This is a genomic window from Streptomyces sp. NPDC093598 (assembly GCF_044764825.1).
Classification (GTDB): domain Bacteria; phylum Actinomycetota; class Actinomycetes; order Streptomycetales; family Streptomycetaceae; genus Streptomyces.
On sequence record NZ_JBIWIV010000004.1, the window covers coordinates 393,265 to 417,985 of the forward strand.

Annotated in this window: 26 protein-coding genes and 1 pseudogene; 8 read left to right on the top strand and 19 right to left on the bottom strand. The window is 73.0% G+C overall.

Features of this window, described 5'->3' with window-relative positions; translation table 11 throughout:
- Positions 1-32: 32 nt before the first annotated feature.
- Complete coding sequence (locus ACIRDU_RS16990) at positions 33-929, bottom strand: LysR family transcriptional regulator (RefSeq protein ID WP_403579897.1); 897 nt, start codon at positions 927-929, stop codon at positions 33-35.
- An 80-nt stretch (positions 930-1,009) separates the two neighbouring features.
- Between ACIRDU_RS16990 and ACIRDU_RS16995 the strand changes: the two genes are divergently transcribed.
- The 3 genes from ACIRDU_RS16995 to ACIRDU_RS17005 all read left to right on the top strand — a co-directional run bounded on the left by ACIRDU_RS16995 (position 1,010) and on the right by ACIRDU_RS17005 (position 3,372).
- The gene (locus ACIRDU_RS16995) at positions 1,010-1,678 is read left to right on the top strand and encodes an MOSC domain-containing protein (RefSeq protein ID WP_403579900.1); all 669 of its coding nucleotides are present in this window, start codon (positions 1,010-1,012) and stop codon (positions 1,676-1,678) included.
- A 94-nt stretch (positions 1,679-1,772) separates the two neighbouring features.
- On the top strand, positions 1,773-2,546 hold the full coding sequence (locus ACIRDU_RS17000) for an SDR family NAD(P)-dependent oxidoreductase (RefSeq protein WP_403579903.1): 774 nt from the start codon (positions 1,773-1,775) through the stop codon (positions 2,544-2,546).
- A 118-nt stretch (positions 2,547-2,664) separates the two neighbouring features.
- Complete coding sequence (locus ACIRDU_RS17005) at positions 2,665-3,372, top strand: ester cyclase (protein WP_403579906.1); 708 nt, start codon at positions 2,665-2,667, stop codon at positions 3,370-3,372.
- Between the two features lie 72 nt (positions 3,373-3,444).
- On the opposite strand, the gene groL is transcribed toward ACIRDU_RS17005, so the two are convergent.
- The 4 genes from groL to ACIRDU_RS17025 all read right to left on the bottom strand — a co-directional run bounded on the left by groL (position 3,445) and on the right by ACIRDU_RS17025 (position 7,349).
- Positions 3,445-5,070, bottom strand: coding sequence for a chaperonin GroEL (gene groL / locus ACIRDU_RS17010; RefSeq protein WP_403579909.1), 1,626 nt, complete (start codon positions 5,068-5,070; stop codon positions 3,445-3,447).
- Positions 5,071-5,186: 116 nt separating this feature from the next.
- A complete protein-coding gene (gene groES / locus ACIRDU_RS17015) occupies positions 5,187-5,495 on the bottom strand; it encodes a co-chaperone GroES (protein WP_003974211.1) in 309 nt (102 codons plus the stop codon).
- Positions 5,496-5,664: 169 nt separating this feature from the next.
- Positions 5,665-6,414, bottom strand: coding sequence for a polysaccharide deacetylase family protein (locus tag ACIRDU_RS17020; RefSeq protein WP_403579912.1), 750 nt, complete (start codon positions 6,412-6,414; stop codon positions 5,665-5,667).
- Positions 6,411-7,349, bottom strand: a complete 939-nt coding sequence (locus ACIRDU_RS17025) for a polysaccharide deacetylase family protein (protein WP_403579915.1) — start codon at positions 7,347-7,349, stop codon at positions 6,411-6,413. The genes ACIRDU_RS17020 and ACIRDU_RS17025 overlap by 4 nt, the downstream gene beginning before the upstream one ends.
- A 118-nt stretch (positions 7,350-7,467) precedes the next feature.
- On the opposite strand from ACIRDU_RS17025, the gene ACIRDU_RS17030 reads away from it, so the two are divergent.
- Positions 7,468-8,631 (top strand): methyltransferase domain-containing protein, encoded by a 1,164-nt coding sequence (locus ACIRDU_RS17030; protein ID WP_403579917.1) that lies wholly within the window; start codon positions 7,468-7,470, stop codon positions 8,629-8,631.
- A gap of 3 nt (positions 8,632-8,634) precedes the next feature.
- Here ACIRDU_RS17030 and ACIRDU_RS17035 read toward each other — a convergent pair whose 3' ends face one another.
- The 5 genes and pseudogenes from ACIRDU_RS17035 to ACIRDU_RS17055 all read right to left on the bottom strand — a co-directional run bounded on the left by ACIRDU_RS17035 (position 8,635) and on the right by ACIRDU_RS17055 (position 13,238).
- Positions 8,635-9,927 (bottom strand): RNA polymerase sigma factor, encoded by a 1,293-nt coding sequence (locus ACIRDU_RS17035; RefSeq protein WP_403579920.1) that lies wholly within the window; start codon positions 9,925-9,927, stop codon positions 8,635-8,637.
- A 47-nt stretch (positions 9,928-9,974) separates the two neighbouring features.
- Positions 9,975-10,331 carry a YciI family protein gene (locus ACIRDU_RS17040; protein ID WP_161369460.1) on the bottom strand — a complete coding sequence of 119 codons (357 nt, stop codon included), beginning with the start codon at positions 10,329-10,331 and terminating at the stop codon, positions 9,975-9,977.
- Positions 10,332-10,459: 128 nt separating this feature from the next.
- On the bottom strand, positions 10,460-11,509 hold the full coding sequence (locus ACIRDU_RS17045; protein ID WP_403579922.1) for an LCP family protein: 1,050 nt from the start codon (positions 11,507-11,509) through the stop codon (positions 10,460-10,462).
- Positions 11,510-11,582: 73 nt separating this feature from the next.
- A pseudogene (locus ACIRDU_RS17050) lies at positions 11,583-12,054 on the bottom strand (endo-1,4-beta-xylanase); the annotation flags it as partial.
- Positions 12,055-12,173: 119 nt separating this feature from the next.
- The gene (locus tag ACIRDU_RS17055) at positions 12,174-13,238 is read right to left on the bottom strand and encodes a LacI family DNA-binding transcriptional regulator (protein ID WP_403579925.1); all 1,065 of its coding nucleotides are present in this window, start codon (positions 13,236-13,238) and stop codon (positions 12,174-12,176) included.
- Between the two features lie 172 nt (positions 13,239-13,410).
- Here ACIRDU_RS17055 and ACIRDU_RS17060 point away from each other — a divergent pair, with 172 nt between their 5' ends.
- Complete coding sequence (locus ACIRDU_RS17060; RefSeq protein ID WP_403579928.1) at positions 13,411-15,729, top strand: glycoside hydrolase family 3 N-terminal domain-containing protein; 2,319 nt, start codon at positions 13,411-13,413, stop codon at positions 15,727-15,729.
- 32 nt (positions 15,730-15,761) lie between these two features.
- On the top strand, positions 15,762-16,292 hold the full coding sequence (locus ACIRDU_RS17065) for a hypothetical protein (RefSeq protein WP_403579931.1): 531 nt from the start codon (positions 15,762-15,764) through the stop codon (positions 16,290-16,292).
- Here ACIRDU_RS17065 and ACIRDU_RS17070 read toward each other — a convergent pair.
- The 4 genes from ACIRDU_RS17070 to tsaB are packed head-to-tail and all read right to left on the bottom strand — an operon-like array spanning position 16,243 to position 18,734.
- Complete coding sequence (locus ACIRDU_RS17070; RefSeq protein WP_403579934.1) at positions 16,243-16,500, bottom strand: hypothetical protein; 258 nt, start codon at positions 16,498-16,500, stop codon at positions 16,243-16,245. The two genes, ACIRDU_RS17065 and ACIRDU_RS17070, sit on opposite strands and share 50 nt — an antisense overlap.
- The gene (gene tsaD, locus ACIRDU_RS17075; protein ID WP_403579937.1) at positions 16,497-17,585 is read right to left on the bottom strand and encodes a tRNA (adenosine(37)-N6)-threonylcarbamoyltransferase complex transferase subunit TsaD; all 1,089 of its coding nucleotides are present in this window, start codon (positions 17,583-17,585) and stop codon (positions 16,497-16,499) included. The genes ACIRDU_RS17070 and tsaD overlap by 4 nt, the downstream gene beginning before the upstream one ends.
- Entirely contained in the window at positions 17,578-18,084 is a 507-nt protein-coding gene (gene rimI, locus ACIRDU_RS17080) for a ribosomal protein S18-alanine N-acetyltransferase (protein WP_229856459.1), read from the bottom strand. The genes tsaD and rimI overlap by 8 nt, the downstream gene beginning before the upstream one ends.
- Complete coding sequence (gene tsaB / locus ACIRDU_RS17085) at positions 18,081-18,734, bottom strand: tRNA (adenosine(37)-N6)-threonylcarbamoyltransferase complex dimerization subunit type 1 TsaB (RefSeq protein WP_403579940.1); 654 nt, start codon at positions 18,732-18,734, stop codon at positions 18,081-18,083. Before tsaB ends, rimI begins: the two co-directional genes overlap by 4 nt.
- Before the next feature lie 113 nt (positions 18,735-18,847).
- Here tsaB and ACIRDU_RS17090 point away from each other — a divergent pair, with 113 nt between their 5' ends.
- Positions 18,848-19,408, top strand: a complete 561-nt coding sequence (locus ACIRDU_RS17090) for a hypothetical protein (protein ID WP_403579942.1) — start codon at positions 18,848-18,850, stop codon at positions 19,406-19,408.
- A gap of 23 nt (positions 19,409-19,431) precedes the next feature.
- Here the strand turns inward: ACIRDU_RS17090 and ACIRDU_RS17095 are convergent, their stop codons facing one another.
- From ACIRDU_RS17095 to alr, 4 genes are all read right to left on the bottom strand, one after another.
- Entirely contained in the window at positions 19,432-19,599 is a 168-nt protein-coding gene (locus ACIRDU_RS17095) for a hypothetical protein (protein ID WP_403579945.1), read from the bottom strand.
- A 144-nt stretch (positions 19,600-19,743) separates the two neighbouring features.
- Positions 19,744-20,262: a tRNA (adenosine(37)-N6)-threonylcarbamoyltransferase complex ATPase subunit type 1 TsaE gene (tsaE, locus tag ACIRDU_RS17100; RefSeq protein ID WP_403579947.1), complete on the bottom strand. Its 519-nt coding sequence runs from the start codon at positions 20,260-20,262 to the stop codon at positions 19,744-19,746.
- The gene (locus ACIRDU_RS17105) at positions 20,231-21,490 is read right to left on the bottom strand and encodes an alpha/beta fold hydrolase (RefSeq protein ID WP_403579950.1); all 1,260 of its coding nucleotides are present in this window, start codon (positions 21,488-21,490) and stop codon (positions 20,231-20,233) included. The genes tsaE and ACIRDU_RS17105 overlap by 32 nt, the downstream gene beginning before the upstream one ends.
- A gap of 125 nt (positions 21,491-21,615) precedes the next feature.
- A complete protein-coding gene (gene alr, locus ACIRDU_RS17110; RefSeq protein ID WP_403579952.1) occupies positions 21,616-22,782 on the bottom strand; it encodes an alanine racemase in 1,167 nt (388 codons plus the stop codon).
- An 86-nt stretch (positions 22,783-22,868) separates the two neighbouring features.
- On the opposite strand from alr, the gene ACIRDU_RS17115 reads away from it, so the two are divergent.
- Positions 22,869-23,117 (top strand): hypothetical protein, encoded by a 249-nt coding sequence (locus ACIRDU_RS17115; RefSeq protein WP_403579955.1) that lies wholly within the window; start codon positions 22,869-22,871, stop codon positions 23,115-23,117.
- A 154-nt stretch (positions 23,118-23,271) separates the two neighbouring features.
- Here the strand turns inward: ACIRDU_RS17115 and ACIRDU_RS17120 are convergent, their stop codons facing one another.
- On the bottom strand, positions 23,272-24,702 hold the full coding sequence (locus ACIRDU_RS17120) for an NAD(P)H-hydrate dehydratase (RefSeq protein ID WP_403579958.1): 1,431 nt from the start codon (positions 24,700-24,702) through the stop codon (positions 23,272-23,274).
- Positions 24,703-24,721: the final 19 nt, after the last annotated feature.

The window sequence follows — 24,721 nt, forward strand, 5'->3', positions numbered from 1 at the left end:
TGCCGTTGCTTTTTGACGCGGGTGGGCCGTCGCTAGCGGCGGGCGGCCCGGGCCAGCTGGTCGAGCGTCGCCGCCACGGCCGGGACCTGCGCGAGGTCGGGCAGCGTGAGCGCGACGATCTCCCGCCGCACCGCCGGTTCGAGCCGCACGGTGCGCACCCCCCGGGGCCGTACCGACTCGACGGCCAGCTGCGGCAGCACGGCCACGCCCAATCCGGCGCCGACGAGGCCGACGACGGCCGGGTAGTCGTCGGTGGCGAAGTCGATGCGCGGAGTGAAGCCGGCCGCCGCGCACACCTCGACCAACTGTCCGCGGCAGCGGGGGCAGCCCGCGATCCACGGCTCCTCGGTGAGCTCGCCGATGGCGACGGACGCCGCGCCGGCGAGCCGGTGCCGCTCCGGCACGAGCGCGACGAGCCGGTCCGACAGCAGCGGCCGTACGACGAGGTCGTCCCATTCCTCGGCGCCCGCCGCCCCCTCGTAGCGGAAGGCGAGTGCCACGTCGCAGTCGCCCTCGCGCAGCAGACCGACGGACGCGGGCGGTTCGGCCTCCTCCAGGGAGACGCGAGTGCCGGGGTGCGCCTCGCGCAGGGCGGCGAGGGCCGTGGGGACGAGCGTGGAAGAGCCGCTGGGGAAGGAGACGAGCCGGACCCGGCCCGCGCGCAGCCCGGCGATGGCGGCGACCTCCTCCTCCGCGGCCGTGAGCCCGGCGAGGATCCCGGCGGCGTGCCGCACCAGGGCCTCACCGGCCTGGGTCAGCCGCATCTCCCGTCCGGTGCGGATCAGCAGCGGCGTGCCGACGGAGGTTTCCAGGGCCTTCATCTGCTGGCTGACGGCGGGCTGGGTGCAGCCCAGTGCACGGCCCGCGGCGGAGAAGGAGCCGGTGGTCGCGACGGCGCGCAGGACGCGGAGATGACGTGCTTCGATCACCCTTCCAGGATAAGCGACCCTTTGATGCCGCTGCCGATAATGTGTCGACGCTTTGGGGACTGGTCGCTTACCGTGCGGGCATGAGGCTTCTGTCAGTGAATCTGGGCCGTGCCGAGGCCGTGCCGTACACGGACAACCCCGAGGGCGTGACCGGGATCGACAAGCGGCCGGTGGACGGGCCGGTGCGGGTGTCCGCGCCCGGGCCCAAGGGCATCGGCGGGAGCGGGCTGGCCGGGGACGCGGTGTGCAAGCTGGAGCACCACGGCGGCGACGACCAGGCGGTGTACGCCATGGCCCGCGAGGACATGGACGAGTGGGAGCGCGAGCTGGGCCGGACCCTGGCCGACGGCGCGTTCGGCGAGAACCTCACGACCCGGGGTCTGGACGTGTCCGGTGCTCTGATCGGCGAGCGCTGGCGCATCGGACCCGAGGTGGTGCTGGAGATCACCTCGGGGCGGATCCCGTGCCGTACGTTCCAGGGCCACATGGAGGAGAAGGGCTGGGTGAAGCGGTTCACGCAGCGGGGCGCGCCGGGGGCGTATCTGCGGGTGATCGTGCCCGGGGAGATCCGGGCGGGCGATGCCGTCGAGATCGTGCACCGGCCCGACCACGACGTGACCGTGGCCCTGCAGTTCCGGGCGGTGACGACCGAGCGGACGCTGCTGCCGCGCCTGCTGGCCGCGGGAGAGGCGCTGCACCCGGAGTTGCTGAGGACGGCACGGGAGTACGAGGAGAAGTACGGGGCCTGACGGCCGCTCACCACGCCCGTCTCCACCGACCCTTCACCACGGACGGCCCTACGGGGAAGCGGATGCACCCGGTCCAGGTCACTAACCTTGGGCCATGACAACGGCTCTGATTACGGGATCGACGGCAGGCATCGGGGCCGCGTTCGCGCGGCGACTGGCGGCCGACGGGCACAACCTGGTGCTGGTGGCCCGGGACACCAAGCGGCTTCGGGAGCAGGCGACCGAGCTGCACGACCGGCACGGCATCGAGGCCGAGGTGCTGACGGCCGACCTGGCGGAGGACAAGGGCATCGAGGCGGTGGCCGGCCGCCTCGGCGACCGCAAGAACCCCGTCGACCTGCTGATCAACAACGCCGGGTTCGGCAACAAGGGCCGCTATCTCGACGTCTCCATGGCGGACGAGCTGCGGATGCTGAAGGTGCACTGCGAGGCGGTGCTGCGGCTGACGTCGGCGGCGGCCGAGGCCATGCGCGAGCGCGGCCGCGGCGGCGTCGTGAACGTCGCGTCGGTGGCCGCCTTCGTCCCCCGGGGCACCTACGGCGCCTCGAAGGCCTGGGTCGTGCAGTTCACCCAGGGCGCGGCGCGCGACCTGGCCGGCAGCGGCGTACGGCTGATGGCGCTCTGCCCGGGGTTCGTGCGCACCGAGTTCCACGACCGGGCCGGGATGGGCACGGACAACATCCCGGGCTGGATGTGGCTCGACGCGGACAAGCTGGTGGCGGCGGCGCTGCAGGATCTGGCGCGCGGCAAGACGGTGTCCGTTCCGGACCCGCGCTACAAGGCGCTGATGGGCGCGGCGAAGCTGGTGCCGCGGGGCATGCTGGGGGCGGTGTCGTCCAGGACGGGCCGGAAGTACGGACCGCAGTAGGCGCACCGGCCGGCTCCTGTCCCCCTGGTGGGCCCCCTTGGAGCCGGGAGGCATCCGGGCTTTCCCCTTGGGACAATGAAGCTGTTCAGCCGGACCCAGGGGGGCCGGAGGCGAGGCCATGACCTTCGTACAGCTCATCGAATGCAGGACCAGCCGGCTCGACGAGATGAACCGGCTGATGGACCGGTGGGTCGAGCAGACCAAGGGGAAGCGGACCGCGTCGCACAGTGTGGTGGCGAAGGACCGGGCCGACGCCTCGCACATCGTCGAGATCGTGGAGTTCCCGTCGTACGAGGAGGCGATGCGGAACTCCGGGCTGCCGGAGACCGACCGGATCTTCCAGGACATGGTGGCGCTCTGCGACGAGACGCCGACCTTCACGGACCTGGACGTGGTGCGGGACGAGCAGCTCTACGCGGCCACGGCGCGCAGGTTCTTCGAGCTCGCGCCCGGCCAGGGGGACGCGCCACCGTTCAACGACGTGTTCATCGAGGACTACCACGACCACGATCCCGCCAATGTGCAGGACGTCATCGGGCTGGACGCGGTCCGGCGCGAGGTGGAGGTGTGGCGGGGCGGGTTCGACTTCTCGTTCACCATCGAGGACCAGATGGCGCAGGGGGACCGGGTGTGCACCCGGTGGACCTTCCACGGGCGCCACACGGGCGACTTCCTCGGGATCCCGCCGACCGGGCAGGACGTCACCGTGACCGGGACGACCGTCCACCGCTGCACACCCGACGGGAAGATCGCCGAGGGCTGGTGGCAGTACGACCGGCTGGGGCTGATGCAGCAGCTCGGGGTGCTCGATCCGCTGGAGTTGTGACAGCGGCCGGGAACGCGGGAAGCCCCCGTGCCGCGCGAGGCGGTACGGGGGCTTCCGTGCGAGGTCGGTGCCTCAGTGGGAGTGGCCGTGGCCGTGGCCCGCGGCGGCCGGCTCCTCCTCTTCCTTCTTCTCGACGACCAGGGTCTCGGTCGTGAGGAGGAGGGAGGCGATGGAGGCGGCGTTCTCCAGGGCGGAACGGGTGACCTTGACCGGGTCGATGACGCCGGCCTTGACCAGGTCGCCGTACTCGCCGGTGGCGGCGTTGAAGCCCTGGCCCTTGTCGAGCTCGGCGACCTTGGAGGTGATGACGTAGCCCTCGAGGCCGGCGTTCTCGGCGATCCAGCGCAGCGGCTCGACGGCGGCCTTGCGGACGACCGCGACACCCGTGGCCTCGTCGCCGGTCTTGCCGAGGTTGCCCTCGAGGACCTTGACGGCGTGGACGAGCGCGGAGCCACCACCGGAGACGATGCCCTCCTCGACCGCGGCGCGGGTCGCGGAGATGGCGTCCTCCAGACGGTGCTTGCGCTCCTTCAGCTCGACCTCGGTGGCGGCACCCACGCGGATGACGCACACGCCGCCGGCCAGCTTCGCGAGGCGCTCCTGGAGCTTCTCGCGGTCCCAGTCGGAGTCGGTGGTCTCGATCTCGGCCTTGATCTGGGCGACGCGGCCCTGCACGTCGTCCTTGTTGCCGGCGCCGTCGACGACCGTGGTGTCGTCCTTGGTGACGGTGACGCGGCGGGCGGAGCCGAGGACGTCCAGGCCGACCTGGTCGAGCTTGAGGCCGACCTCCTCGGAGACGACCGTGGCGCCGGTGAGGATCGCCAGGTCCTGCAGCATCGCCTTGCGACGGTCGCCGAAGCCGGGGGCCTTCACGGCGACGGCGTTGAAGGTGCCGCGGATCTTGTTCACGACGAGGGTCGACAGGGCCTCGCCCTCGACGTCCTCGGCGATGATCAGCAGCGGCTTGGAGGCGTTGGACTGGATGACCTTCTCCAGCAGCGGCAGCAGGTCCGCGATGGCGGAGATCTTGCCCTGCGTGATGAGGATGTACGGGTCGTCCAGGACGGCTTCCATGCGCTCCTGGTCCGTCACGAAGTACGGCGACAGGTAGCCCTTGTCGAAGGCCATGCCCTCGGTGAAGTCCAGCTCCAGGCCGAAGGTGTTGGACTCCTCGACGGTGATGACACCGTCCTTGCCGACCTTGTCCATGGCCTCGGCGATGAGCTCGCCGACCTGCGTGTCCTGGGCGGACAGACCGGCGACGGCGGCGATGTCGGACTTCTCGTCGATCGGCCGGGCGGTCGCGAGGAGCTCCTCGGAGACCGCGGCGACGGCGGCGTCGATGCCCTTCTTCAGGGCGGCCGGGGAGGCACCGGCGGCGACGTTCTTCAGGCCCTCGCGCACGAGCGCCTGGGCGAGCACGGTCGCGGTGGTCGTACCGTCACCCGCGATGTCGTTGGTCTTGGTCGCCACCTCCTTGACCAGCTGGGCACCGAGGTTCTCGAACGGGTCCTCGACCTCGACCTCGCGGGCGATGGTCACACCGTCGTTGGTGATGGTGGGAGCGCCGAACTTCTTGTCGATGACGACGTTGCGGCCCTTGGGGCCGATCGTCACCTTGACCGTGTCGGCAAGCTTGTTGACGCCGCGCTCGAGGGCGCGACGGGCGTCCTCGTCGAACTTCAGGATCTTCGCCATGGGAGCGTGAGCCCTCTTCCGGAATCAGGGGTAACGGCAACTGCGCCCCGGGCGCCCGGCTCAATAGCGATCGCGGGGGCCAGGGGCGCAGTTCAAAGCAATGTGCTTGGGGTGAATTACTTCTCGACGATCGCGAGCACGTCGCGGGCCGAGAGGACGAGGTACTCCTCGCCGTTGTACTTCACCTCGGTGCCGCCGTACTTGCTGTAGAGCACGACGTCGCCGACGGAGACGTCGAGCGGAAGACGGTTACCGTCCTCGAAGCGGCCCGGGCCCACGGCCAGGACGACGCCCTCCTGGGGCTTCTCCTTGGCGGTGTCCGGGATGACCAGGCCAGAGGCGGTGGTCTGCTCGGCGTCGAGCGGCTGGACCACGATGCGGTCCTCGAGCGGCTTGATGGCAACCTTGGAGCTGGTGGTCGTCACGATCCGACCTCCCCCTTCGGAGATCTCACGGGGTTAACTGTCTGAGGTGGCGACCAGGTGGATCCGTCGTCGCGGGTGCCGGACCTGCCCGTCGCTGTGTTGGCACTCTCCAGGGGGGAGTGCCAGAGCCGAGACTATGACTGCGATTAGCACTCGGTCAAGCGGACTGCTAATCGGCCGCGTCGCGTCGGCCGGGTGCTCTCTCCAGGTAGTCCTCCAGCCGCCCCACCCGCAGCCCCCTCCGCTCGATCTCCCGCAGCAGCCGCACGGTCCGTTCCGTCAGGGTCGGGGAGGCCGTCTCACCCGACGGCACCGAGACGATGTCGCCGGCCCGCAGGCCCGAGCGGCCGCGGGTGTACGTCAGGTCGCCCTCGGCGGTCAGGGACGCCCGCCACAGGACGACCGCCCGGATGCCGCAGTCGGCGGCGGCGCGCAGGGTCACCCGGTCGTAGGTGCCGTAGGGCGGGCGGAAGAGGCGAGGGCTGATGCCGAAGCGGGAGCGGAGTTTGTGCTGCTGCCCGCAGATCTCGGCGCGCTGGCCGGCATAGGGCAGGCCGCGCAGGGCGGGGTGGTCGAGCGTGTGGTTCTGGATGGACGCGCCGACCGCGCGCAGCCGGGCGAAGTGGCCGTAGCCGGGGCCCACGACACTGTCCGTGAGGAACATGCTGACCGGGAGCCGCCGTTCGCGCACGAGGCCGACGAAGCGGGGGTCGCGTTCGGCGCCGTCGTCGTAGGTGAGGAAGACGACCGGGTCGCGGGTGGGGACGTGGTCCACCACGGGCGGCAGGTGGCGGGTGTCGCTCACCGGGCGTGTCGGGTTCCGGGCCCGGCCGTCGGCGCTGCCCGGCCGTTCCCCCGCCGCCCCGGCGCAGCCGGCCAGCAGGGCCGCGCACAGCAGGGCGGCGGCCTGGCGCCTCACAGGTAGTCCTCCAGCCGCCCGACCGCGTACCCCTGGGCCGTGACCTTGTTCAGGAAGCGGCGGATCATGTCGGTCATCGTGCCCTTCCACTGGTCGCGGCCCCGGAAGTGCGTGAGCACGATGTCGCCCGGGCTCAGCTTCCCGTCCGAGTCGCGGTACTCCCAGTGGTCGACGAAGACCTCCGCGTTCCACAGGGGCGCGTACGCGATGCCGCAGGCCTTGGCGGCGCGCAGGGTCGCCCGGTCGTAGCTGCCGAAGGGCGGGCGGAAGAGGGCGGGGCGTTTGCCGAAGCGCCTCTCCATGTAGCGCTGCATGCCGCAGATCTCGCGCTTCTGCGCGCGGTACGACAGGCCCCGCAGGTCGGGGTGGTGGAGGGTGTGGTTGTTCAGGACCACGCCCCGGGACTGCATCCTGCGGAAGTAGCGGGTGTCGTCCTTGACGAGGTAGCCGCTGAGGAAGGCGCTGTACGGGACGTCCAGGTCGCTCATCATCCGCAGGAACGCCGGGTCCTTCTCGACACCGTCGTCGATGGTGAGGAAGACGACCTTGTCCCGGGTGGGGACCGTGGTGAAGACGGGCGGGAGATTCCGCTCCCGGTGGCCGTCCACCTCGAAGCCCTTGCGGGTCCTGATCCTCGGCTTGTCCGCGGGAGGCGGCGGGGCGGCCAGTGGGACCTTGCGCAGACCCCAGCGGTGCGCGGCGGCGACCCGGGCGGCGTGCACGGCGTGCAGCCTGGTGGCGTAGGAGTCGAGCGCGCGGGCCGGGGGCGCGTCGAGGGGCTGCTGGCCGCCGGCCGGGGTGACCTGGTCGTCGGCGCCGCCCTGCGCGCAGCCGGAGGCGATGGCGGCGAGGACGAGCACGGCCAGGACGATCCGTACGCCGGCGGACGCCCGCCCCGACGCCCGACTTTTGTCATTTTGTACGACTGCTCGCATGATGCCGGATCCTCGCAGCCCACCCCCGTGAACCCGCCCCGACACCGCGGCCGGCGCCCCACCGTCCACCGACTGGCCCACACACCTCCCGCCTGCCGCCGTGGCCGACAATGATCCCGTGAACGACCTCGCTCCCCTCCTCACCCCCGAAGGCCGCGCCCTCCTCGACGAGGTGCGGGACACCGACCCGGCGCAGGAGCTGGCCGTCGCGACCCGGCTGCGCCGCGAGCATCCCGCCGAACTGGTGTCGGCGGCGCTGGGCCAGGCGCGACTGCGGCAGCGGGCGGCGGTGAAGTTCGGGGCCGAGGACGCGGGCCGGATGTTCTTCACGCCGAACGGGGTCGAGCAGTCGACCCGGGCGAGCGTGGCGGCCTACCGGGCCCGGCGCATGGCCGGCCTGGGCATCACGTCGGTCGCCGACCTGTGCTGCGGCATCGGCGGCGACGCGATCGCGCTGGCCCGCGCCGGGATCCGGGTGCTGGCCGTGGACCGGGACCCGCGGACGGCCGCGGCGGCGCGGGCCAACGCCGACGCGCTGGGCCTGGCCGACCTCGTCGAGGTACGCGAGGCGGACGTCACGGACGTGGACACGGCCGGATTCGACGCCGTGTTCGTCGACCCCGCCCGGCGCGGCGGCCGCGGCCGGATCTTCGACCCCGAGGCCTACTCACCGCCCCTGTCCTGGGCGGTCTCCGCCGCCCGCCGGGCCCCCCGGGCCGCCGCGCTGAAGATCGCCCCCGGCATCCCGCACGAGGCGGTCCCCGAGGACGCCGAGGCCGAGTGGATCTCCGACGGCGGGGACGTCAAGGAGGCGGTGCTGTGGTTCGGCACCGAGCCCGGGGCGGTCCGGGCGACGCTGCTGCCGGGCCCCCGCACCCTGCTCTCCCGCGGCCTGCCCGACCCGGAGGTCCGCCCGCCCGGCCGGTACCTGTACGAGCCCGACGGCGCCGTCATCCGGGCCCACCTGGTCGCGGAGGTGGCCGACCGGGTCGACGGCGGGCTGCTCGACGCGACCATCGCGTACGTCACGGCCGACGCCCTGCACCCGACCCCGTACGCCACGGCCTACGAGATCACCGACCATCTGCCCTTCAACCTCAAGAAGCTGAAGGCACTGCTGCGGGAGCGGCGGGTCGGCACGCTGACCGTCAAGAAGCGGGGCTCGGCGGTGGAGCCGGAGGAGCTCCGCAGGAAGGTCAAGCCGCAGGGCCCGCACGCGGCCACGGTGTTCCTGACCCGGGTCGCGGGGGCACCGGCGATGCTCATCGGGCACCCGGCCTGACCGCTACGGCTGTTCCGCGGCGCGGCGCAGCAGCAGCTCCCGTTCCCGCTCGTTCCGGGTCAGGGCCGCCGCCCGTTCGAACTCGGCCCGGGCCTGAGCCGTACGGCCGAGGCGGGCGAGGAGGTCGCCGCGGACGCTGGGCAGCAGGTGGTAGTCCCGCAGCACGGGGTCGCCGGCCAGGGCGTCGACGAGGGCGAGGGCCGGGCCCGGGCCCTCGGACATCGAGACGGCCACCGCGCGGTTCAGCTCCACGACCGGGGACGGGGAGCGGGCGGCCAGGAGGCCGTAGAGGGTGGCGATGCGGGACCAGTCGGTCTCCTCGTACGTGTACGCGTGCGCATGGCAGGCGGCGATGGCCGCCTGGAGGGTGTACGGGCCCGGGGCGCCGCAGGAGGTGGCCCCGGCCCGGCCCAGCGCCGCGATGCCGCGGGCGATGAGCATGCGGTTCCAGCGGGAGCGGTTCTGGTCCTCGAGGAGGACCGGTTCGCCGGAGGGGCCGGTGCGGGCCGCCGTACGGGAGGCCTGCAGCTCCAGGAGCGCGGTCAGGCCGTGCACCTCGGGTTCCTTCGGCATCAGGGCCGAGAGCACGCGGGCCAGGCGCAGGGCGTCCTCGCACAGCGACGGGCGGAGCCAGTCGTCACCGGCCGTGGCGGCGTACCCCTCGTTGAAGATCAGGTAGATGACGTCGAGGACCGAGCCGAGGCGGGCCTCGCGGTCGGGGCCGTGGGGCACCTCGAAGGCGATGTCCTTCGTCGCGAGGGTGCGTTTGGCGCGGACGATGCGCTGCGCGACCGTCGGCTCGGGGACCAGGAAGGCGCGGGCGATCTCGGCCGTGGTCAGGCCTCCGAGGAGGCGCAGGGTGAGGGCGGTGCGGGCCTCGGTGGACAGGACCGGGTGGCAGGCCGTGAAGACCAGGCGGAGCAGGTCGTCGTCGATGTCCTCGGGGTCGGCGGGCTCCTCCGGCGGGGCCGCGTCCGGCAGGGTCCGGCCGATCTCCGCCAGCTTGCGGGCGTAGTTCTCGCGGCGGCGGACCAGGTCGACGGCACGGTGGCGGGCGGTGGTCATGAGCCAGGCGCCCGGGTTGTCGGGCACGCCGTCCCGCGGCCACTGCTCCAGCGCGGCGACCAGCGCGTCCTGCGCGAGTTCCTCGGCGATGCCGACGTCCCGGACGATGCGGGTGACACCGGCGATGATCCGGGGCGACTCCATGCGGAAGACGGTCTCGATGGCCTCGTCGGTCCGGTCGGGCCGGGGCGCCGGGGCGGGCTGCGAGGCCGGAGTGGGCTGCGGGGTCACAGCCCACCATCAGACACCCGTGGCGCCGCCCGGCCAAGCCGGACCGGTCAGTCCTCGGCGATCTGCCGGACCTCGGCGGTGATCGTCCAGTAGTCCTCGTGCAGGGACAGGAACCGCTTGGTCCACTCGATCGCCTCGGCCTTGTCCTTGCACTGGCTGATCGAGTAGCCGCCGATGACCTCCTTGGACTCGGTGAACGGCCCGTCGGTGACGGACAGCTGCCCGCCCTCCCAGGTCACCCGGCTGCCGTCCGAGGTCGGCGTGAGCCCGGCCGTGTCGAGCATGACCCCGGCCTTGGTGATCTCCTCCAGCAGCTTGCCCATCCGCTCCATGAGCTCCGGGCTCGGTCCTTCGGCGGGGGCGTTCTTCTCGTCGACGCGGATCAGGGTGAGAAAGCGCGGCATGGTGACTCCTCGGGCTCTGCGGAGCGGGACTCCTCCCCGCTCTCACCCGTGCGTCGATCGGGCAATCGCCGGATCGACACGCTCGCCGGATTTCTTCGAAGATTTTTTCCGAGGCGTGTTGTTGCAGGTCAGCGCAGGGACTTCCACAGCTTCCCCGCCTCCGGTTCCTCGGCCACCACCCGGTTGGGGTCCGACGGCGCCCGCACGACGGGCATCATCACCGTCCGCACCCCGCTCGCCGAGAGGCCCTTCAGGCTCTGTCCGAGCCGGGTCAGTTCGGCGAGGGAGTCCAGGCCCGTGTCGGTGGTGAGGCCCGCGGTCACCGCGTCCGCGACGCGGTAGAGCTTGGCCGGGTCGGTCAGCAGGTCCTGGGAGGCGATCTGCTCCAGCAGCGCCTTCACCAGCTTCTGCTGGAGGCCTATGCGGCCGAGGTCGCTGCCGTCGCCTATGCCGTGCCGCGTGCGGGCCAGGGCGAGGGCCTGGGTGCCGTCCAGGTGGTGGGTGCCCGCCTTCAGCCGCAGATGGCTGTCCTCGTCGGCGATGTCCTCGTCCGTCGTGACGGTGACGCCGCCGAGCGCGTCCACGAGCTTGGCGAAGCCGGAGAAGTCGATCTCGAGGTAGTGGTCCATACGGATGCCGGTGAGCGACTCGACCGTCTTCACCGCGCACACCGGACCGCCCACCTCGTACGCGCTGTTGAACATGGAGTGGTGGGCGACCGCCGTGGAGCCACCGGACGGGCGCGGGCAGGACGGGCGGGTGACCAGGGTGTCGCGCGGGATGCTCACCACCGTCGCACCGGTCCGCCCGGCGTCGAGATGGACGACCATCGCCGTGTCGGAACGGGCGCCGGAGCTGTCCCCGCCGCCGAGCCTGCGGTTCTCCGCGCCGCTGCGCGAGTCCGAGCCGAGGACCAGGATGGTGAGGGGCTCGCTCGGCGGGGCCGGGGCCGAGGATGCCGGTGTCGTCACCGGCTTCGGCGGCCGGTCGTCGCCCAGCGCGTTGTCGATGTCGACGCTGTTGATGTTGTCGTTGAGATGCCAGTAGGCCCAGCCCGCCGCTCCGGCGCCCAGGACCAGTGTCCCTGCCAGGGTGAGGCCGGCGATCTTCAGCGCTCTCGACCGCCGGCCCGCTTCTTTGCCCTCGTCCCCGTCGTGTCCCGTCACGAGCAGGAACATAAGTCCGAATTATTACGGGCAGGGAGTTCAGGACGCGCTTTCTTCGGAAATTCTCAGATTTCGGGGCCCGGGCTCACCCCAGGGTCACCACCGGCACCGGATTGCTCCGCTCCACGAGCCGTTGAACCCGAACGTCAGCGAACCGCCGTCCGGTACGGAGCCGTTGCAGGGGGCGTTCGCGCAACTGGCCGTCGCGCCCGACTGCGTGCAGTTCGCGTTCCAGGCCTGGGTGATCCGCTGCCCGGCGCCGAACGTCCAGTTCGCCTTCCAGGCCGACAGCGAAGCGCCCGAGCAGTCGGTGAAGCCCCGGACAGTGACGCCGGTGCAACGCGCCACCGCGGCACAGGCGTTCACGACGGCCGTGTAGTCGGCGGCCTGCCGGGTCAGCTTCGCCTGGGTCGCCGGCAGTTGCATCCGGATGTCCAGCTCGGTGATCGCCACGTCGACGCCCAGGTCGGCGAAGCGCTGGATGTTCTGCCGCAGCGTCGAGGGCAGCCGACGACGAGATGGGCCTGGAGCCCGACCCCGTCGATGGGAACCCCGCGCTTGTCGGGTAAGCCCGATCTCGGGGACCTCATGGCGGGTGCCTCCGAAAGTTTCGGTGGTGCAACCGACTGGCTTCGGCGCAGTGTGGAGGCGTCCGGAACACCCGTCAATACAGCACCTACATCCCCGCAGGTCCCGCCGTGCTGCTGCGCACCACCAGGCTCGTCGCCAGTTCCACGCGGGTCGCCGCCGGAGTCCCCTCGTCCCGCCCGAGGTCGAGGACCAGCTTGGCCGCCGCCTCGGCCATCTCCGTCAGCGGCTGCCGTACGGTCGTCAGCGGCGGCCCGACCCAGGGCGCCACCGGCAGATCGTCGAACCCGACCACGCTCAGGTCCTCGGGGATGCGCAGCCCCAGTTCACGCGCGGCCTCGTACAGCCCGAGCGCCTGGAGGTCGTTCCCGGCGAAGACGGCGGTCGGCCGGTCCGGGCGGCGCAGCAGCTCCAGGCCTCTCCGGTAGCCGGCCTCGTGGTGGAAGTCGCCGGTCGCGATCAGTGCGGGATCCACGGGCAGCCCGGCCGTCTCCAGCGCGGCCCGGTAGCCGTCGATCCGGGCCCGGCTGCACATCATCTGCGAGGGCCCGCTGATCGCACCGATCCTGCGGTGCCCCAGCTCGACCAGATGCCGGGTGGCCGCGAGACCGCCCTGCCAGTTGGTCGCGCCGATCGACGGCACGTCGGCGCCCGGGTCGCCGGCCGGGTCCATCACCACGAACGGGATGGAGCGGCTGGTCAGCAGGGCCCGCTGCGACTCGTCGAGCCCGGACAGGACGAGGATCACGCCGTGCGGCCGGCGCGCGGCCACCTGGTCGGCCCAGGTCCGCCCGGGGGTGAGCCGCCCCGCGCTCTCGGACAGCACGACACTGAGCCCGGCGTCCCGGGCCACGTTCTCCACGCCCCGGATGACCTCCATCGCCCAGGCGCTCTCCAGCTCGTGGAAGACCAGGTCGATCAGGGGCGAGCGGGTCGCCTCGGCACGGCGGCGCCGGTAGCCGTGGGCGCGCAGCAGGTCCTCGACGCGGGACCGGGTGGCCGGGGCGACGTCGGCCCGGCCGTTGAGGACCTTCGAAACAGTCGGTGCCGACACACCCGCCTCACGGGCGATCTCGGCGAGCGTCGCGGTCTGCGCGGTGCGCCCCTGCGTCCGGGTCTGCGTCCGGCTTTCAACGGGCTCCGGGGATGTCATGGCGGCGATCGTAACCCTCCGGGCCCCCTTGACGAAGTCCTCATGGCGCCATAGGTTCCCGGAACATTCGACGTGCATATCGAAACATTCGTAGAAGCGGGCGCGGGAACCGATCGGCAGGAGCTTCCACGCGCTCGTGAGAGGGCCGTCCCGTCCATCCGACAGGAGCTTCATGACCACCGCGCCCTGGCGTGACCCCGCGCTGCCCGCCGCCGCCCGCGTCGACGACCTGCTTGCGCGGATGACCCTGGAGGAGAAGACCGCCCAGTTGTACGGCGTGTGGGTGGGTGCCGCGACGGACGGCGACGGAGTCGCTCCGCACCAGCACGACATGACCGCGGAGCCCTCCGACGAGGAATGGGCCGAGCTGATCACCCACGGCCTGGGCCAGCTCACCCGCTCCTTCGGCACCGCACCCGTGGACCCGGCGCTCGGTGCGCAGGCCCTGGCCCGCGCCCAGCGCCGTATCGCCGAGGCCGGCCGCTTCGGCATCCCGGCGATCGCGCACGAGGAATGCCTGGCCGGCTTCACCGCCTGGCAGGCCACGGCCTATCCGGTCCCGCTCGCCTGGGGCGCGACCTGGGATCCGCCGCTGGTCGAGGAGATGGCCCGCCGCATCGGCGACGACCTGCGCTCGGCCGGCGTCCACCAGGGTCTCGCGCCCGTGCTGGACGTCGTCCGCGATCCACGCTGGGGCCGCGTGGAGGAGACGATCGGCGAGGACCCGTACCTGGTCGGCACGGTCGGCACCGCGTATGTGCGCGGCCTGGAGTCGGCCGGTGTCATCGCCACGCTCAAGCACTTCGCCGGGTACGCCGCCTCGGCCGGCGCCCGCAACCTCGCCCCGGTGCGGGCCGGCGTCCGCGAGTTCGCCGACGTCACCCTCCCGCCCTTCGAGATGGCCCTGCGCGAGGGCGGCGCCCGTTCGGTGATGGCCGCCTACACCGAGACGGACGGCGTCCCGGCCTCCGCGGACCCCGGGCTGCTGACCCGTCTCCTGCGCGAGGAATGGGGCTTCACCGGCACGGTCGTCGCCGACTACTTCGGCATCGGCTTCCTCCAGACCCTCCACCGCGTCGCCGGTACCCCCGCCGAAGCGGCCCACGCGGCCCTCACCGCCGGCATCGACGTCGAACTCCCCACCGTCAGGTGCTACGGCCGGCCGCTGCTGGAGGCGGTCCGCTCGGGCGAGGTCCCCGAGGAGCTCGTGGACCGCGCGGCCCGCCACGTCCTGCTCCAGAAGTGCGAACTGGGCCTGCTGGACGAGGACTGGACCCCCGAGCCGGCCACCGGGATCGACCTCGACTCGACGGGCAACCGCGTCCTGGCCCGCCGTATGGCCGAGGAATCGGTGGTCCTGCTCGACAACCCCGACGGCCTGCTCCCGCTGGCCCCCGGCACCCGCATCGCGGTGGTCGGGCCCCGGGCGGCCGACGCCCTGGCCATGCTGGGCTGCTACTCCTTCCCGTCCCACGTCCTCACCCACCACCCCGAGGTGCCGGCCGGCATCGACATCCCGACCGTCCTGGACGCCCTGCGCACCGAACTCCCCGACGCCAAGGTGACCTTCGCGCAGGGCTGCGACGTGACGGACCCGGACACCACGGGCTTCGAGGAGGCGATCGCCCGCACCGCCGAGGCGGACGTGTGCGTGGCGGTCCTCGGCGACCGGGCGGGCCTGTTCGGCCGCGGCACCTCGGGCGAGGGCTGCGACGCCACGGACCTCGGCCTGCCGGGCGCCCAGGGCGAGCTGCTGGACGCGCTGGTCGCCACCGGCGTCCCCGTGGTGCTGGTGCTGCTGACCGGCCGCCCCTACGCCCTGGGCCGCTGGCACGGCCGCCTCGGCGCGGTCGTCCAGGCGTTCTTCCCGGGTGAGGAGGGCGGCCCCGCGGTCGCGGGCGTCCTGTCGGGCCGCGTGAACCCCACGGGCCGCCTCCCCGTGAGCGTCCCGCAGGTCCCTGGCGGGCAGCCCTGGACCTACCTCCAGCCGCCCCTGGGCCTCGCGGGCGAGGTCAGCAACCTCGACCCGACCCCGCTGTACGCCTTCGGCCACGGCCGCTCGTACACGTCGTTCGCCTGGGAGGACTGCTCCGCGACCGAACCGGCCGAGCTCGGCACGGACGACTCCTACGAGGTGTCGGTGACCGTCCGGAACACGGGCGAGCGCGAGGGTGCCGAGGTCGTGCAGCTGTACCTGCACGACCCGGTGGCCTCGGTGACCCGCCCCGACGTCCGGCTGATCGGCTACCAGCGGGTGGAGCTGGCCCCGGGCGAGGCGGCCCGGGTGACCTTCCGTTTCCACACGGACCTTTCGGCGTTCACCGACCGTTCGGGGCGCAGGGTGGTCGAACCGGGCGCCCTGGAACTACGGTTGGCGGCGTCCAGCACGGACGTACGCCACACGGCGCACCTCACACTCACGGGTCCGGTCCGCGAGGCGGGAGCCGACCGGCGGCTGCGGTGCGAGACGGAGGTGTCGGGGGTGGGGTGACCCTCCGTGCGAGGCGCTACCGGGGGGTCGCGATGGACAGGCTGGTGCACCACGAGCTGCGGGCCGCCGTGTCGGTCCTGGCCGCCACGGCCGTCGCCCTGACGACCGCGGGCCTGCTCCACGGCTTCTCCGCGCCGTCCGAACCCGGCCGGCTCGGCATGTACATCGCCGGCGTGCTCGCCTTCCTGCTGCTGTGGACGCTCCTCAAGGCGACCAGGCTCGAGTGGGTCGGCGAGGTACGGGACTACGAGAAGGCGATCCCCGTCGCGGACACCGGCCCGGCCCTGCACGCCGAACGCTTCCTGCGCGACCAGCCGTTCAGCCCGCGGCTCTTCGTGCTGTACCTGCTGTTCACGGTGCCCTTGTCCGTGTGGGAACCATGGGCAGCCGTACTGCCCCTGTGGTCGGCTCTCGACTGGCTGGGCCAGGCCGCGATCGCCGCCCGCTGGGAGCGCAGGCACGGCGTGCTGTTGTGGCGGGGACGGGTCGAGAGCAGGCCCTGGGAGCTTTCGGTCAGCCGTCGCCCACCGACTCGAACCGCCACCGGTGCACAGCCCGCGTGACCAGGTCCCCGTCCGGCTCCGGCAGTTCGGGCAGCTCGGCGTCGTAGGGGGCGTCCCACCAGGTGATGACGAGGACCCGGTCCTGGGGTGCCCGGAAGGTCTCCCGGCGCAGGGGCTCACGGGGAAGCTCCTGGGCGCGCGCCCAGGCCAGCAGCTCCTCGCCCCGCCCGTCGGACGCCCGGGCCTCCCACATCAACGCGACCGTCACGAGTAGAGGTTCTCCTTGCTGACCTCGTGCACATGGTCGTGGTTGCCCGGGACGTGCGGTTCCGTCACCGGCAGGGACGAGTCGGCCGACAGGTCCCAGGACGAGGCCGCCCGGCCCCGGGCGACCATCTCGGCGCCGAGGGCGGCGACCATCGCGCCGTTGTCCGTGCACAGCTTGGGCCGCGGCACGCGCAGCCGGATCCCGGCGGCCTCGCAGCGCTCCTGGGCGAGGACGCGCAGCCGGGAGTTGGCGGCCACGCCACCGCCGATCATCAGGTGGTCGACGCCCTCGTCCTTGCAGGCCCGCACGGCCTTGCGGGTCAGCACGTCCACGACCGCCTCCTGGAAGGAGGCCGCCACGTCCCGCACCGGGACCTCCTCCCCCGCCGCCCGCTTGGCCTCGATCCAGCGCGCCACGGCGGTCTTCAGCCCCGAGAAGGAGAAGTCGTAGGCCGGGTCGCGCGGGCCGGTCAGACCGCGGGGGAAGGCGATCGCGTCCGGGTCGCCCTCCTTCGCGTACCGGTCGATGACCGGGCCGCCCGGGAAGCCGAGGTTCAGCACGCGGGCGATCTTGTCGAAGGCCTCGCCGGCCGCGTCGTCGATGGTGGCGCCCATCGGGCGGACGTCGGAGGTGATGTCCGAGGACAGCAGCAGCGAGGAGTGGCCGCCGGAGACCAGCAGGGCCATGGTCGGCTCGGGCAGCGCTCCGTGCTCCAGCTGGTCCACGCAGATGTGCGAGGCGAGGTGGTTGACGCCGTAGAGGGGCTTGCCGAGTGCGTACGCGTAGGCCTTCGCCGCGGAGACGCCGACCAGCAGGGCACCGGCGAGACCGGGCCCGGCGGTGACGGCGATGCCGTCGAGGTCGCGGGCGCTGACGCCCGCCTCCTTCAGGGCGCGGTCGATGGTGGGGACCATCGCCTCCAGGTGGGCGCGGCTCGCCACCTCCGGGACGACGCCGCCGAAGCGGGCGTGCTCGTCGACGCTGGAGGCGACGGCGTCGGCCAGCAGGGTGGTGCCCCGGACGATGCCGACGCCGGTCTCGTCGCAGGAGGTCTCGATTCCCAGTACGAGCGGTTCGTCAGCCATTGATCTCAGTTCCTTGTACGGAGTTCTCGGGGGCGGTCAGGCGCATCACCAGGGCGTCCACGTTTCCCGGCTGGTAGTAGCCGCGCCGGAAACCGATGGGCTCGAAGCCGAAGCGCTCGTACAGCTTCTGTGCGCGGACGTTGTCGACCCGGCACTCCAGCAGCACCTCGGCGCACTCGAAGGTGGTGGCCGCCCTCAGCAGTTCGGCCAGCAGCCGTCCGCCGAGGCCGGTGCCCCACAGCTCGCGGGAGACGGCGATGGTCTGGACGTCGGCCTGCTCACCGGTGGCGACCAGACCGGCGTACCCGACGATCCGGGAGCCGGCCTCGGCGACCACGTACCGGCGGTTGGCCTCGGGCCCCCGGGCATGGGCGAGTTCGGACCAGAACATGCCCCGGGACCAGGCGTCCTCGGGGAACAGGTCCCGCTCCAGTTCCAGCACGGCGTCGATGTCCCACCAGCGCATCTCGCGCAGCGCGCACGTCACGGGTTCGGTCACTTGGGGGTGACCACCTTGTAGTTCTTGGGGACCTGGGCGTCGGGGCGGCGCAGGTACAGCGGCCGGGGCGCGGGGAGTTCCTCGCCGGCCGCCAGCCTCTCGGCGGCCAGCCGGGCGAGGGCGGCGGCGGACACGTGCTCCGGCTCGTGCGCCTTGGGGAAGGTGTCGGGGTACAGCAGCGCGCCCGCGCCGACCGCGGGCAGGCCGTTGACCTGGTCGGCGATGTCGGCGGGCCGGTCGACGGCCGGGTCGGTGACCCGGGTGCGGGAGTCGCCGTAGCGGGCCCAGTACACCTCCTTGCGGCGGGCGTCGGTCGCGACGACGAACGGTCCCTCCAGGTCGGAGGCGTAGGCGAGGCCGTCCAGCGTGCACACGCCGTGCACGGGGACACCGAGCGCGAGCCCGAAGGTTTCCGCGGTCATCAGGCCGACGCGCAGCCCGGTGTACGGTCCCGGACCGATCCCGGCGACGACCCCGGTGACGGCGTCGAGCCGCAGACCGGCCTCGGCGAGCACCCGGTCGATCGCCGGCAGCAGCAGTTCCCCGTGCCGCCGCGCGTCCACCTGACTCGACGAGGCGATGACATCGCGTCCGTCGTGCAGCGCGACGGTGACAGCGGGCGTGGCGGTATCCAGAGCGAGCAAGAGCACGCAAACAGCCTACGGCTCTCCGGGGCCCGGCACGGTCGCGCCTGTCGGGTCGTCACGTGCTGCTACCGTCACCTACCGTCACGACAGGGACGTACGACGTGAGGTGGACGCCGGTGGCAGCTAGCAGCTCGGGAATCGTGGCCGGGCTCACCGCCGCGGCCCTCGCGACGGTCGGCTACCTCGCCCACGAGGCGGCCCGGACCGTGCCGGCCGGACTGGGCAGGGCGGCGCAGCCCGGCGCCGCACCGGCGGCCGGCACGTCGAAGGCGCCCCCGGTCAGGAAGGACCCCGCCGCGCTGCCCGACGGCTCCGGCAAGGGCGCCCGGGTCGTGTACTCACTGCGCCGCGACCGGGTGTGGCTGGTCGCCGCCGACGAGGCGATCAGCCGTACGTTCAAGGTCGAGCCGAGCGCGGTGGACCCGGCCCCGGGCAGCTACTCGGTAACGTCCCGCTCGAACGCGGTCACCGGCTCCGACGGCGTCCCCGTCGAGCACGTGGTGCGCTTCGCCACCGTGGACGGCGTGGTCATCGGCTTCAGCGCGGCCGTGGGCGGCCCGACCGCCCCGGCCCCCGACCCGAAGGTCCGCACGGGCGGCATCCGCGAGTCCCGCGTGGACGGCGACGCGATGTGGACGTTCGCGACCATCGGCCGCAGGGTCGTGGTCGTCCGCTGAGGCCGCATGCGAACGACGGCTCTCTAGGCCGCCTCGCGGTGTGCGGGGGCCCGCTCGGAGAGCTCCGGGTCGGGGGCGCGCGGGGGCGTGGAGATCAGCGCCGCCGCCTCACCGGCCGCCAGCAGGTCACGCATGGACACCCCGGCGACCGCGAACCGCTGCGGCTGCCCCTTGCTCTCTGTAGTCGACATGGACGCCTCCCGAAGGGCCGGGGCAAACGAAGTTAGGTACACCTAACTACGGACTGGATACCATGTGACCACGCACAAGACGCCGAACGCAACATCTTGCCGACGTCTTGTCGGAACGTCCATCGAATGCCCGCACACCAAGGCTCACGCGGCGAGCACGCTCAGGTCCGCCGAGGCCCAGCGTTCCCCCACACCGGTGACGGTCATCTGACGGACCTCGTCGGTCGTGTCGCCCACCGCCCGGTGGATCACGACCTGGAGCCGGTCCTCGGTCAGCTCCTCGACCTTGCCCTCGCCCCACTCCACGACGACCACGGACTCGGGCAGCGAGACGTCGAGGTCGAGGTCCTCCATCTCGTCGAGACCTCCGGAGAGCCGGTAGGCGTCGACATGGACGAGCGGCGGCCCGGCGCCCAGCGCGGGGTGCACCCGGGCGATCACGAACGTCGGCGAGGTGACGGCTCCGCGCACGCCGAGCCCCTCGCCCAGGCCGCGGGTCAGCGTCGTCTTGCCCGCGCCGAGCTCCCCGCTGAGCATCACCAGGTCACCCGCGCGGAGCAGTTTCGCGAGCCGGCGGCCCAGCTCCCGCATCTGCTCGGGGGACGTGACGACGATCTGGACGGATCCGGGCTCAGCCGGGCTGTGCGGTGCTGGTGCTTCCATAGCCCTTCACGGTAGCCCCTGCCGGCACGGCACCCGTGCGGGTGAGCAGGTCGGCGAGGCGGTCGGTGACCACTTCCGGGTGTTCCAGCATCACCAGGTGCCCCGCGTCCGGCACCAGCACCAGCTCGGCTTCCGGCAGCAGATCGGCGATCGCCTCACTGTGCTCACTCGGCGTGACCAGGTCCTGCACTCCGGCCAGGACGAGCACCGGCAGGTCGGCGAAGTGGACGAGCGCCTCGGTCTTGTCGTGGTCGTTGAACGCCGGGTAGTACTCGGCGACCACGTCGATCGGCGTGCTCTCGATCATCCGCTCGGCGAACCGGGCGACGGCCGGGTCGACGTCCCGGGACGCGAACGAGTACCGCTTGATGATCCCGGCGAACAGGTCGGCCGTGGCCCGGCGCCCCTTCTCCACCAGCTCGGCCCGCTGCCCCAGGACCTTCAGCACCCCGGGCAGCACCCGCCGCACCGCGTTGACGCCGGCGACGGGCAGGCCGTAGTTGACCTCGCCGAGCCGCCCCGACGACGTCCCCACGAAGGCGACCCCGACGACCCGCTCGCGGACCAGCTCCGGGTACTGGTCGGCCAGCGCCATCACCGTCATGCCGCCCATGGAGTGCCCCACGAGCACGAGCGGCCCCTCGGGGGCGGCCGCGTCTATGACGGCCTTCAGGTCCCGGCCCAGCTGCTCGATGGTGACCGGCTCGTCGTCCCGCGTCTGGGCCACGCCCCGCCCGGACCGGCCGTGGCTGCGCTGGTCCCAGTGCACGGTCCGTACGACGCCCCGCAGGGCCGCCCGCTGGAAGTGCCAGGAGTCCTGGCTGAGGCAGTAGCCGTGGCTGAAGACGACCGTGACGGGGGCGGGGGACTTGCGGCCGAAGAGCCTGCGGCGGCGCGGGCCGATGGCCGCCGGGGCGGCCTCCGAATCGACGTCGTCGACCTCGTAGTACAGCTCCGTGCCGTCGTCCGCGAACGCCTTGCCGGGCATGCCGCGCAGCGAGCCGTAGGGTCCCGCGGAGTCCAGGGCGAGCCGGGCCTTCTGCCGCATGCCGCGGCCGACCGTCATCCGCTCCAGGGCGACACCGGCGGCCGCGCCCGCGGCCACCACGCCTATCGCCACGCCGGCGAGACCGGTCGCCCGGCGCCAGCTTCCCGCCGCCCCCGCGGCGGAGGCCGCGACGGCCGCGGAGGCGACGTCCGCGACGACCTCCGCACTGCTCTCGCTCACGTACCGCTCCTCTTCGCCGGGCTGCTGATCGGAGGACTCACCGGATCGGGTGAATCACTGGGCCGGATGATGCTGCTGTTGTCAGGGTGCCTGTTGTTCCTCGCGTGACGGGTTACCTGTGCGAGTTACCCGTCCTGTTCCTCATTCACATAGACGCGAGGAACACGCGTTCCGATCCGGGTCACGATCTCGTAGGCGATGGTTCCGGCCGCCTGGGCCCAGTCCTCCGCGGTGGGTTCGCCGCGGTCCCCCGGGCCGAAGAGGAGCGCCTCGGCCCCCGCCGCGGGCTCGTCGCCGCCCAGATCCACCACGAACTGGTCCATGGCGACCCGCCCGGCGACCGTGCGCCACTTGCCCTCGACCAGGACCGGCCCGGCCGAGGAGGCGTGCCGCGGGATGCCGTCCGCGTAGCCCAGCGGAACCAGGCCGAGAGTGGTGTCCCCGAGGGTCACGTACCGGTGGCCGTAGCTGACGCCGTGCCCGCCCGGGACCTGCTTGACCAGGGCCAGCGAGGCGGACAGCGTCATGACGGGGCGCAGCCCGAAGTCGGCCGGGGTGCCGAGCTCGGGGCTGGGCGAGATGCCGTAGGTGGCGATGCCGGTGCGGACCAGGTCGAAGTGGCTCTCGGGGAGCGTGAGGGTGGCCGGCGAGTTGGCGATGTGCCGGACCTCGGGCCGTACGCCCTGCGCCTCGGCGTACGCGACCATCTCGCGGAACACGCCGAGCTGGGCGGCGATGGAGGGATGCCCGGGCTCGTCGGCGCAGGCGAAGTGCGACCACAGGCCCGTGACGCGCAGCAGCCCCTCGGCCTCGGCCCGCAGCGCCTCGCGGACCAGCGCGGCCCAGTCGTCCCCGGGCGGGCAGCCGTTGCGCCCCAGCCCGGTGTCGGCCTTGAGCTGCACACGAGCGGGCCGGTCGGCTCCCCTGGCCGCCTCGACGGCCTCCTTCAGGGCCCACATCCCGCTGACGGACACGTCCAGCTCGGCCTCGATCGCCTCGCGCCAGGGCCCGCCCGGCGTCCACAGCCAGCACAGGATGCGGCCCGGCAGCCCGGCGGCCCGCAGGGCGAGGGCCTCCTCGGGCGTGGCCGTGCCCAGCCAGCTCGCCCCCGCGGCGACGGCCGCGCGGGCGCACGGCACAGCCCCGTGGCCGTACGCCTCGGACTTCACCACGGTCATCACGGCCGCGCCCGGCGCATGGGCACGCAGGGCCCGCACATTGGCCCGCAGGGCGGCCAGATCGATCTCGGCACGGGCCCGCAGGGGCGCGGTCGGGGCTGTTCTCTCGCTCATCGCGCCCAGTGTCTCAGAGGGCCGCAGCGGCAGGTCGGCTACGTCCCCGGCCGTCACGGCGTGGGCGTGTTGTGCGGCGTCGGCCCGTGCCTGCCGCTGATACGGCCCCGTCCTTCGCGGTGCGGCTCACCTGCGCCACCGCCTCCTCCGACGGCACGCACTCGACGCGCGCGTACGTCCCGGCCACCGCACCCCACGGCTCGACGGCGTCCTCGTCGCGGGACGGCGGGTACTCCACGGGGTGGCAGAGCCTGGTCGGGCCTGTTGAGCGACCGGGGCCGCGCGGGCCCGGCGACGCCCTCGGGCAGCAGGGTCACCACGAGCGGCCGGGGTGACCCGGAGCCACGAGCGGCGCACTCGATGACACCGTTCAGCCACGCGTCAGCCCGTCCGGGCGCTCGTCGAGGGGGGACGAGGCCGTCCCGCCCCCACGCAACCCCACCGACCCGCACTTTCACCCAGTCCTCACCCCGGCCCGGCACCCGGCCCTCAGTCCAGAACGTTCCGCCAGGCCTCCGGAACCGCCGCGGCCACATCATGCGCCCCGACCGGCGCCCCCTCCGCCGCCAGCCGCCCGGCCAGCCCGTGCACGTACGCCCCCACACTCCCCGCATCCACCGCGGACAGCCCTGCCGCCAGCAACGACCCGGCCAGCCCCGACAGCACGTCCCCGCTCCCGGCCGTGGCCAGCCACCCCGTGCCCGTCGGATTCACCCGCACCGCCCCGCCCCCCGAGTCGGCCACCAAGGTCGTGGACCCCTTCAGCAGCACGGTCGCCCCGTACCGCCGTGCCAGCTCCCGCACCGCGGCCAACCGGCCCCCCTCGACCTCCCCCCGATCCACCCCCAGCAGCGCCGCCGCCTCCCCCGCGTGCGGTGTCATCAGCGTCGGTGCCCGCCGCCCCCGCACGACCTCCGCATCCGCCAGCCGCAGCCCGTCCGCGTCGATCAGCACCGGCACCTCGGCCCCCAGCACCTCCGCCACCGTCGCCGCGTCGTCCCCGGCCCCCGGCCCGACGACCCACGCCTGCACCCGGCCGGCATGCTTCGGCCCCTGATCCGACACGAGCGTCTCGGGAAACCGCGCGACGACCGCGTCCCCGGCCGGCCCGACGTACCGAACCGCCCCGGCCCCACCCCGCAGGGCGCCCGCGACGGCCAGCACAGCGGCCCCCGGATAGCGCGCCGACCCGGCGGCGATGCCGACCACGCCCCGCCGGTACTTGTCGCTCTCCGCCCGCGGCACCGGCAGCAACCGAGCCGCGTCCACGTGCTGCAACGCCTCCAGCTCCGCCTCGGCCGGCAGCTCCAGCCCGATGCCGACCAGCCGCACCGACCCGGCGTACTCCCGCGCCGGATCGATCAGGAGCCCCGGCTTGTGCGTCCCGAAGGTCACGGTCAGGTCGGCCCGCACGGCAACCCCGTGCACCTCCCCGGTGTCGGCATCGACGCCGCTCGGCAGATCGACGGCGACCACGGCCCCCCGCGACCGGCCGGCGGCAGCGGCCAACGGCACGGCGTCCGGCCGCAGCCCGCCCTTCCCCCCGATCCCGACGATCCCGTCGACGACGAGGTCCGCGCCCTCGACCAGCGCCTCACCCTCACCGGTCCCCACGACCCGCCCCCCGGCCCGCCGCAGCGCCGCGAGCCCCGCCGCGTGCGCCCGATCCGGCGCGAGCAGCACCGCCGTGACCCCGGCCCCCCGCCGGGCCAGCCGGGCCCCGGCGTACAGGGCGTCGCCCCCGTTGTCGCCGCTGCCGACCAGCAGCACGACCCTGCTCCCGTACACCCGCCCCAGCAGGTCGGCGCAGGCCGCGGCGAGCCCGGCGGCGGCGCGTTGCATCAGCGCCCCCTCCGGCAGCCGCGCCATCAGCTCCCGTTCGGCGTTCCGGACCGTCTCCACGCTGTACGCAGTACGCATGCGGTCGAGTTTCCCGTAC

Bases quoted from the DNA above. Each gene is read 5' to 3' on its own strand.
- ACIRDU_RS16995 (WP_403579900.1), top strand. From the start codon at position 1,010: ATGAGGCTTCTGTCAGTGAATCTGGGCCGTGCCGAGGCCGTGCCGTAC.
- ACIRDU_RS17000 (WP_403579903.1), top strand. From the start codon at position 1,773: ATGACAACGGCTCTGATTACGGGATCGACGGCAGGCATCGGGGCCGCG.
- ACIRDU_RS17005 (WP_403579906.1), top strand. From the start codon at position 2,665: ATGACCTTCGTACAGCTCATCGAATGCAGGACCAGCCGGCTCGACGAG.
- groL (WP_403579909.1), bottom strand. From the start codon at position 5,070: ATGGCGAAGATCCTGAAGTTCGACGAGGACGCCCGTCGCGCCCTCGAG.
- ACIRDU_RS17025 (WP_403579915.1), bottom strand. From the start codon at position 7,349: ATGCGAGCAGTCGTACAAAATGACAAAAGTCGGGCGTCGGGGCGGGCG.
- ACIRDU_RS17040 (WP_161369460.1), bottom strand. From the start codon at position 10,331: ATGCCGCGCTTTCTCACCCTGATCCGCGTCGACGAGAAGAACGCCCCC.
- ACIRDU_RS17045 (WP_403579922.1), bottom strand. From the start codon at position 11,509: ATGTTCCTGCTCGTGACGGGACACGACGGGGACGAGGGCAAAGAAGCG.
- ACIRDU_RS17055 (WP_403579925.1), bottom strand. From the start codon at position 13,238: ATGACATCCCCGGAGCCCGTTGAAAGCCGGACGCAGACCCGGACGCAG.
- ACIRDU_RS17060 (WP_403579928.1), top strand. From the start codon at position 13,411: ATGACCACCGCGCCCTGGCGTGACCCCGCGCTGCCCGCCGCCGCCCGC.
- ACIRDU_RS17065 (WP_403579931.1), top strand. From the start codon at position 15,762: ATGGACAGGCTGGTGCACCACGAGCTGCGGGCCGCCGTGTCGGTCCTG.
- tsaD (WP_403579937.1), bottom strand. From the start codon at position 17,585: ATGGCTGACGAACCGCTCGTACTGGGAATCGAGACCTCCTGCGACGAG.
- ACIRDU_RS17095 (WP_403579945.1), bottom strand. From the start codon at position 19,599: ATGTCGACTACAGAGAGCAAGGGGCAGCCGCAGCGGTTCGCGGTCGCC.
- tsaE (WP_403579947.1), bottom strand. From the start codon at position 20,262: ATGGAAGCACCAGCACCGCACAGCCCGGCTGAGCCCGGATCCGTCCAG.
- alr (WP_403579952.1), bottom strand. From the start codon at position 22,782: ATGAGCGAGAGAACAGCCCCGACCGCGCCCCTGCGGGCCCGTGCCGAG.
- ACIRDU_RS17120 (WP_403579958.1), bottom strand. From the start codon at position 24,702: ATGCGTACTGCGTACAGCGTGGAGACGGTCCGGAACGCCGAACGGGAG.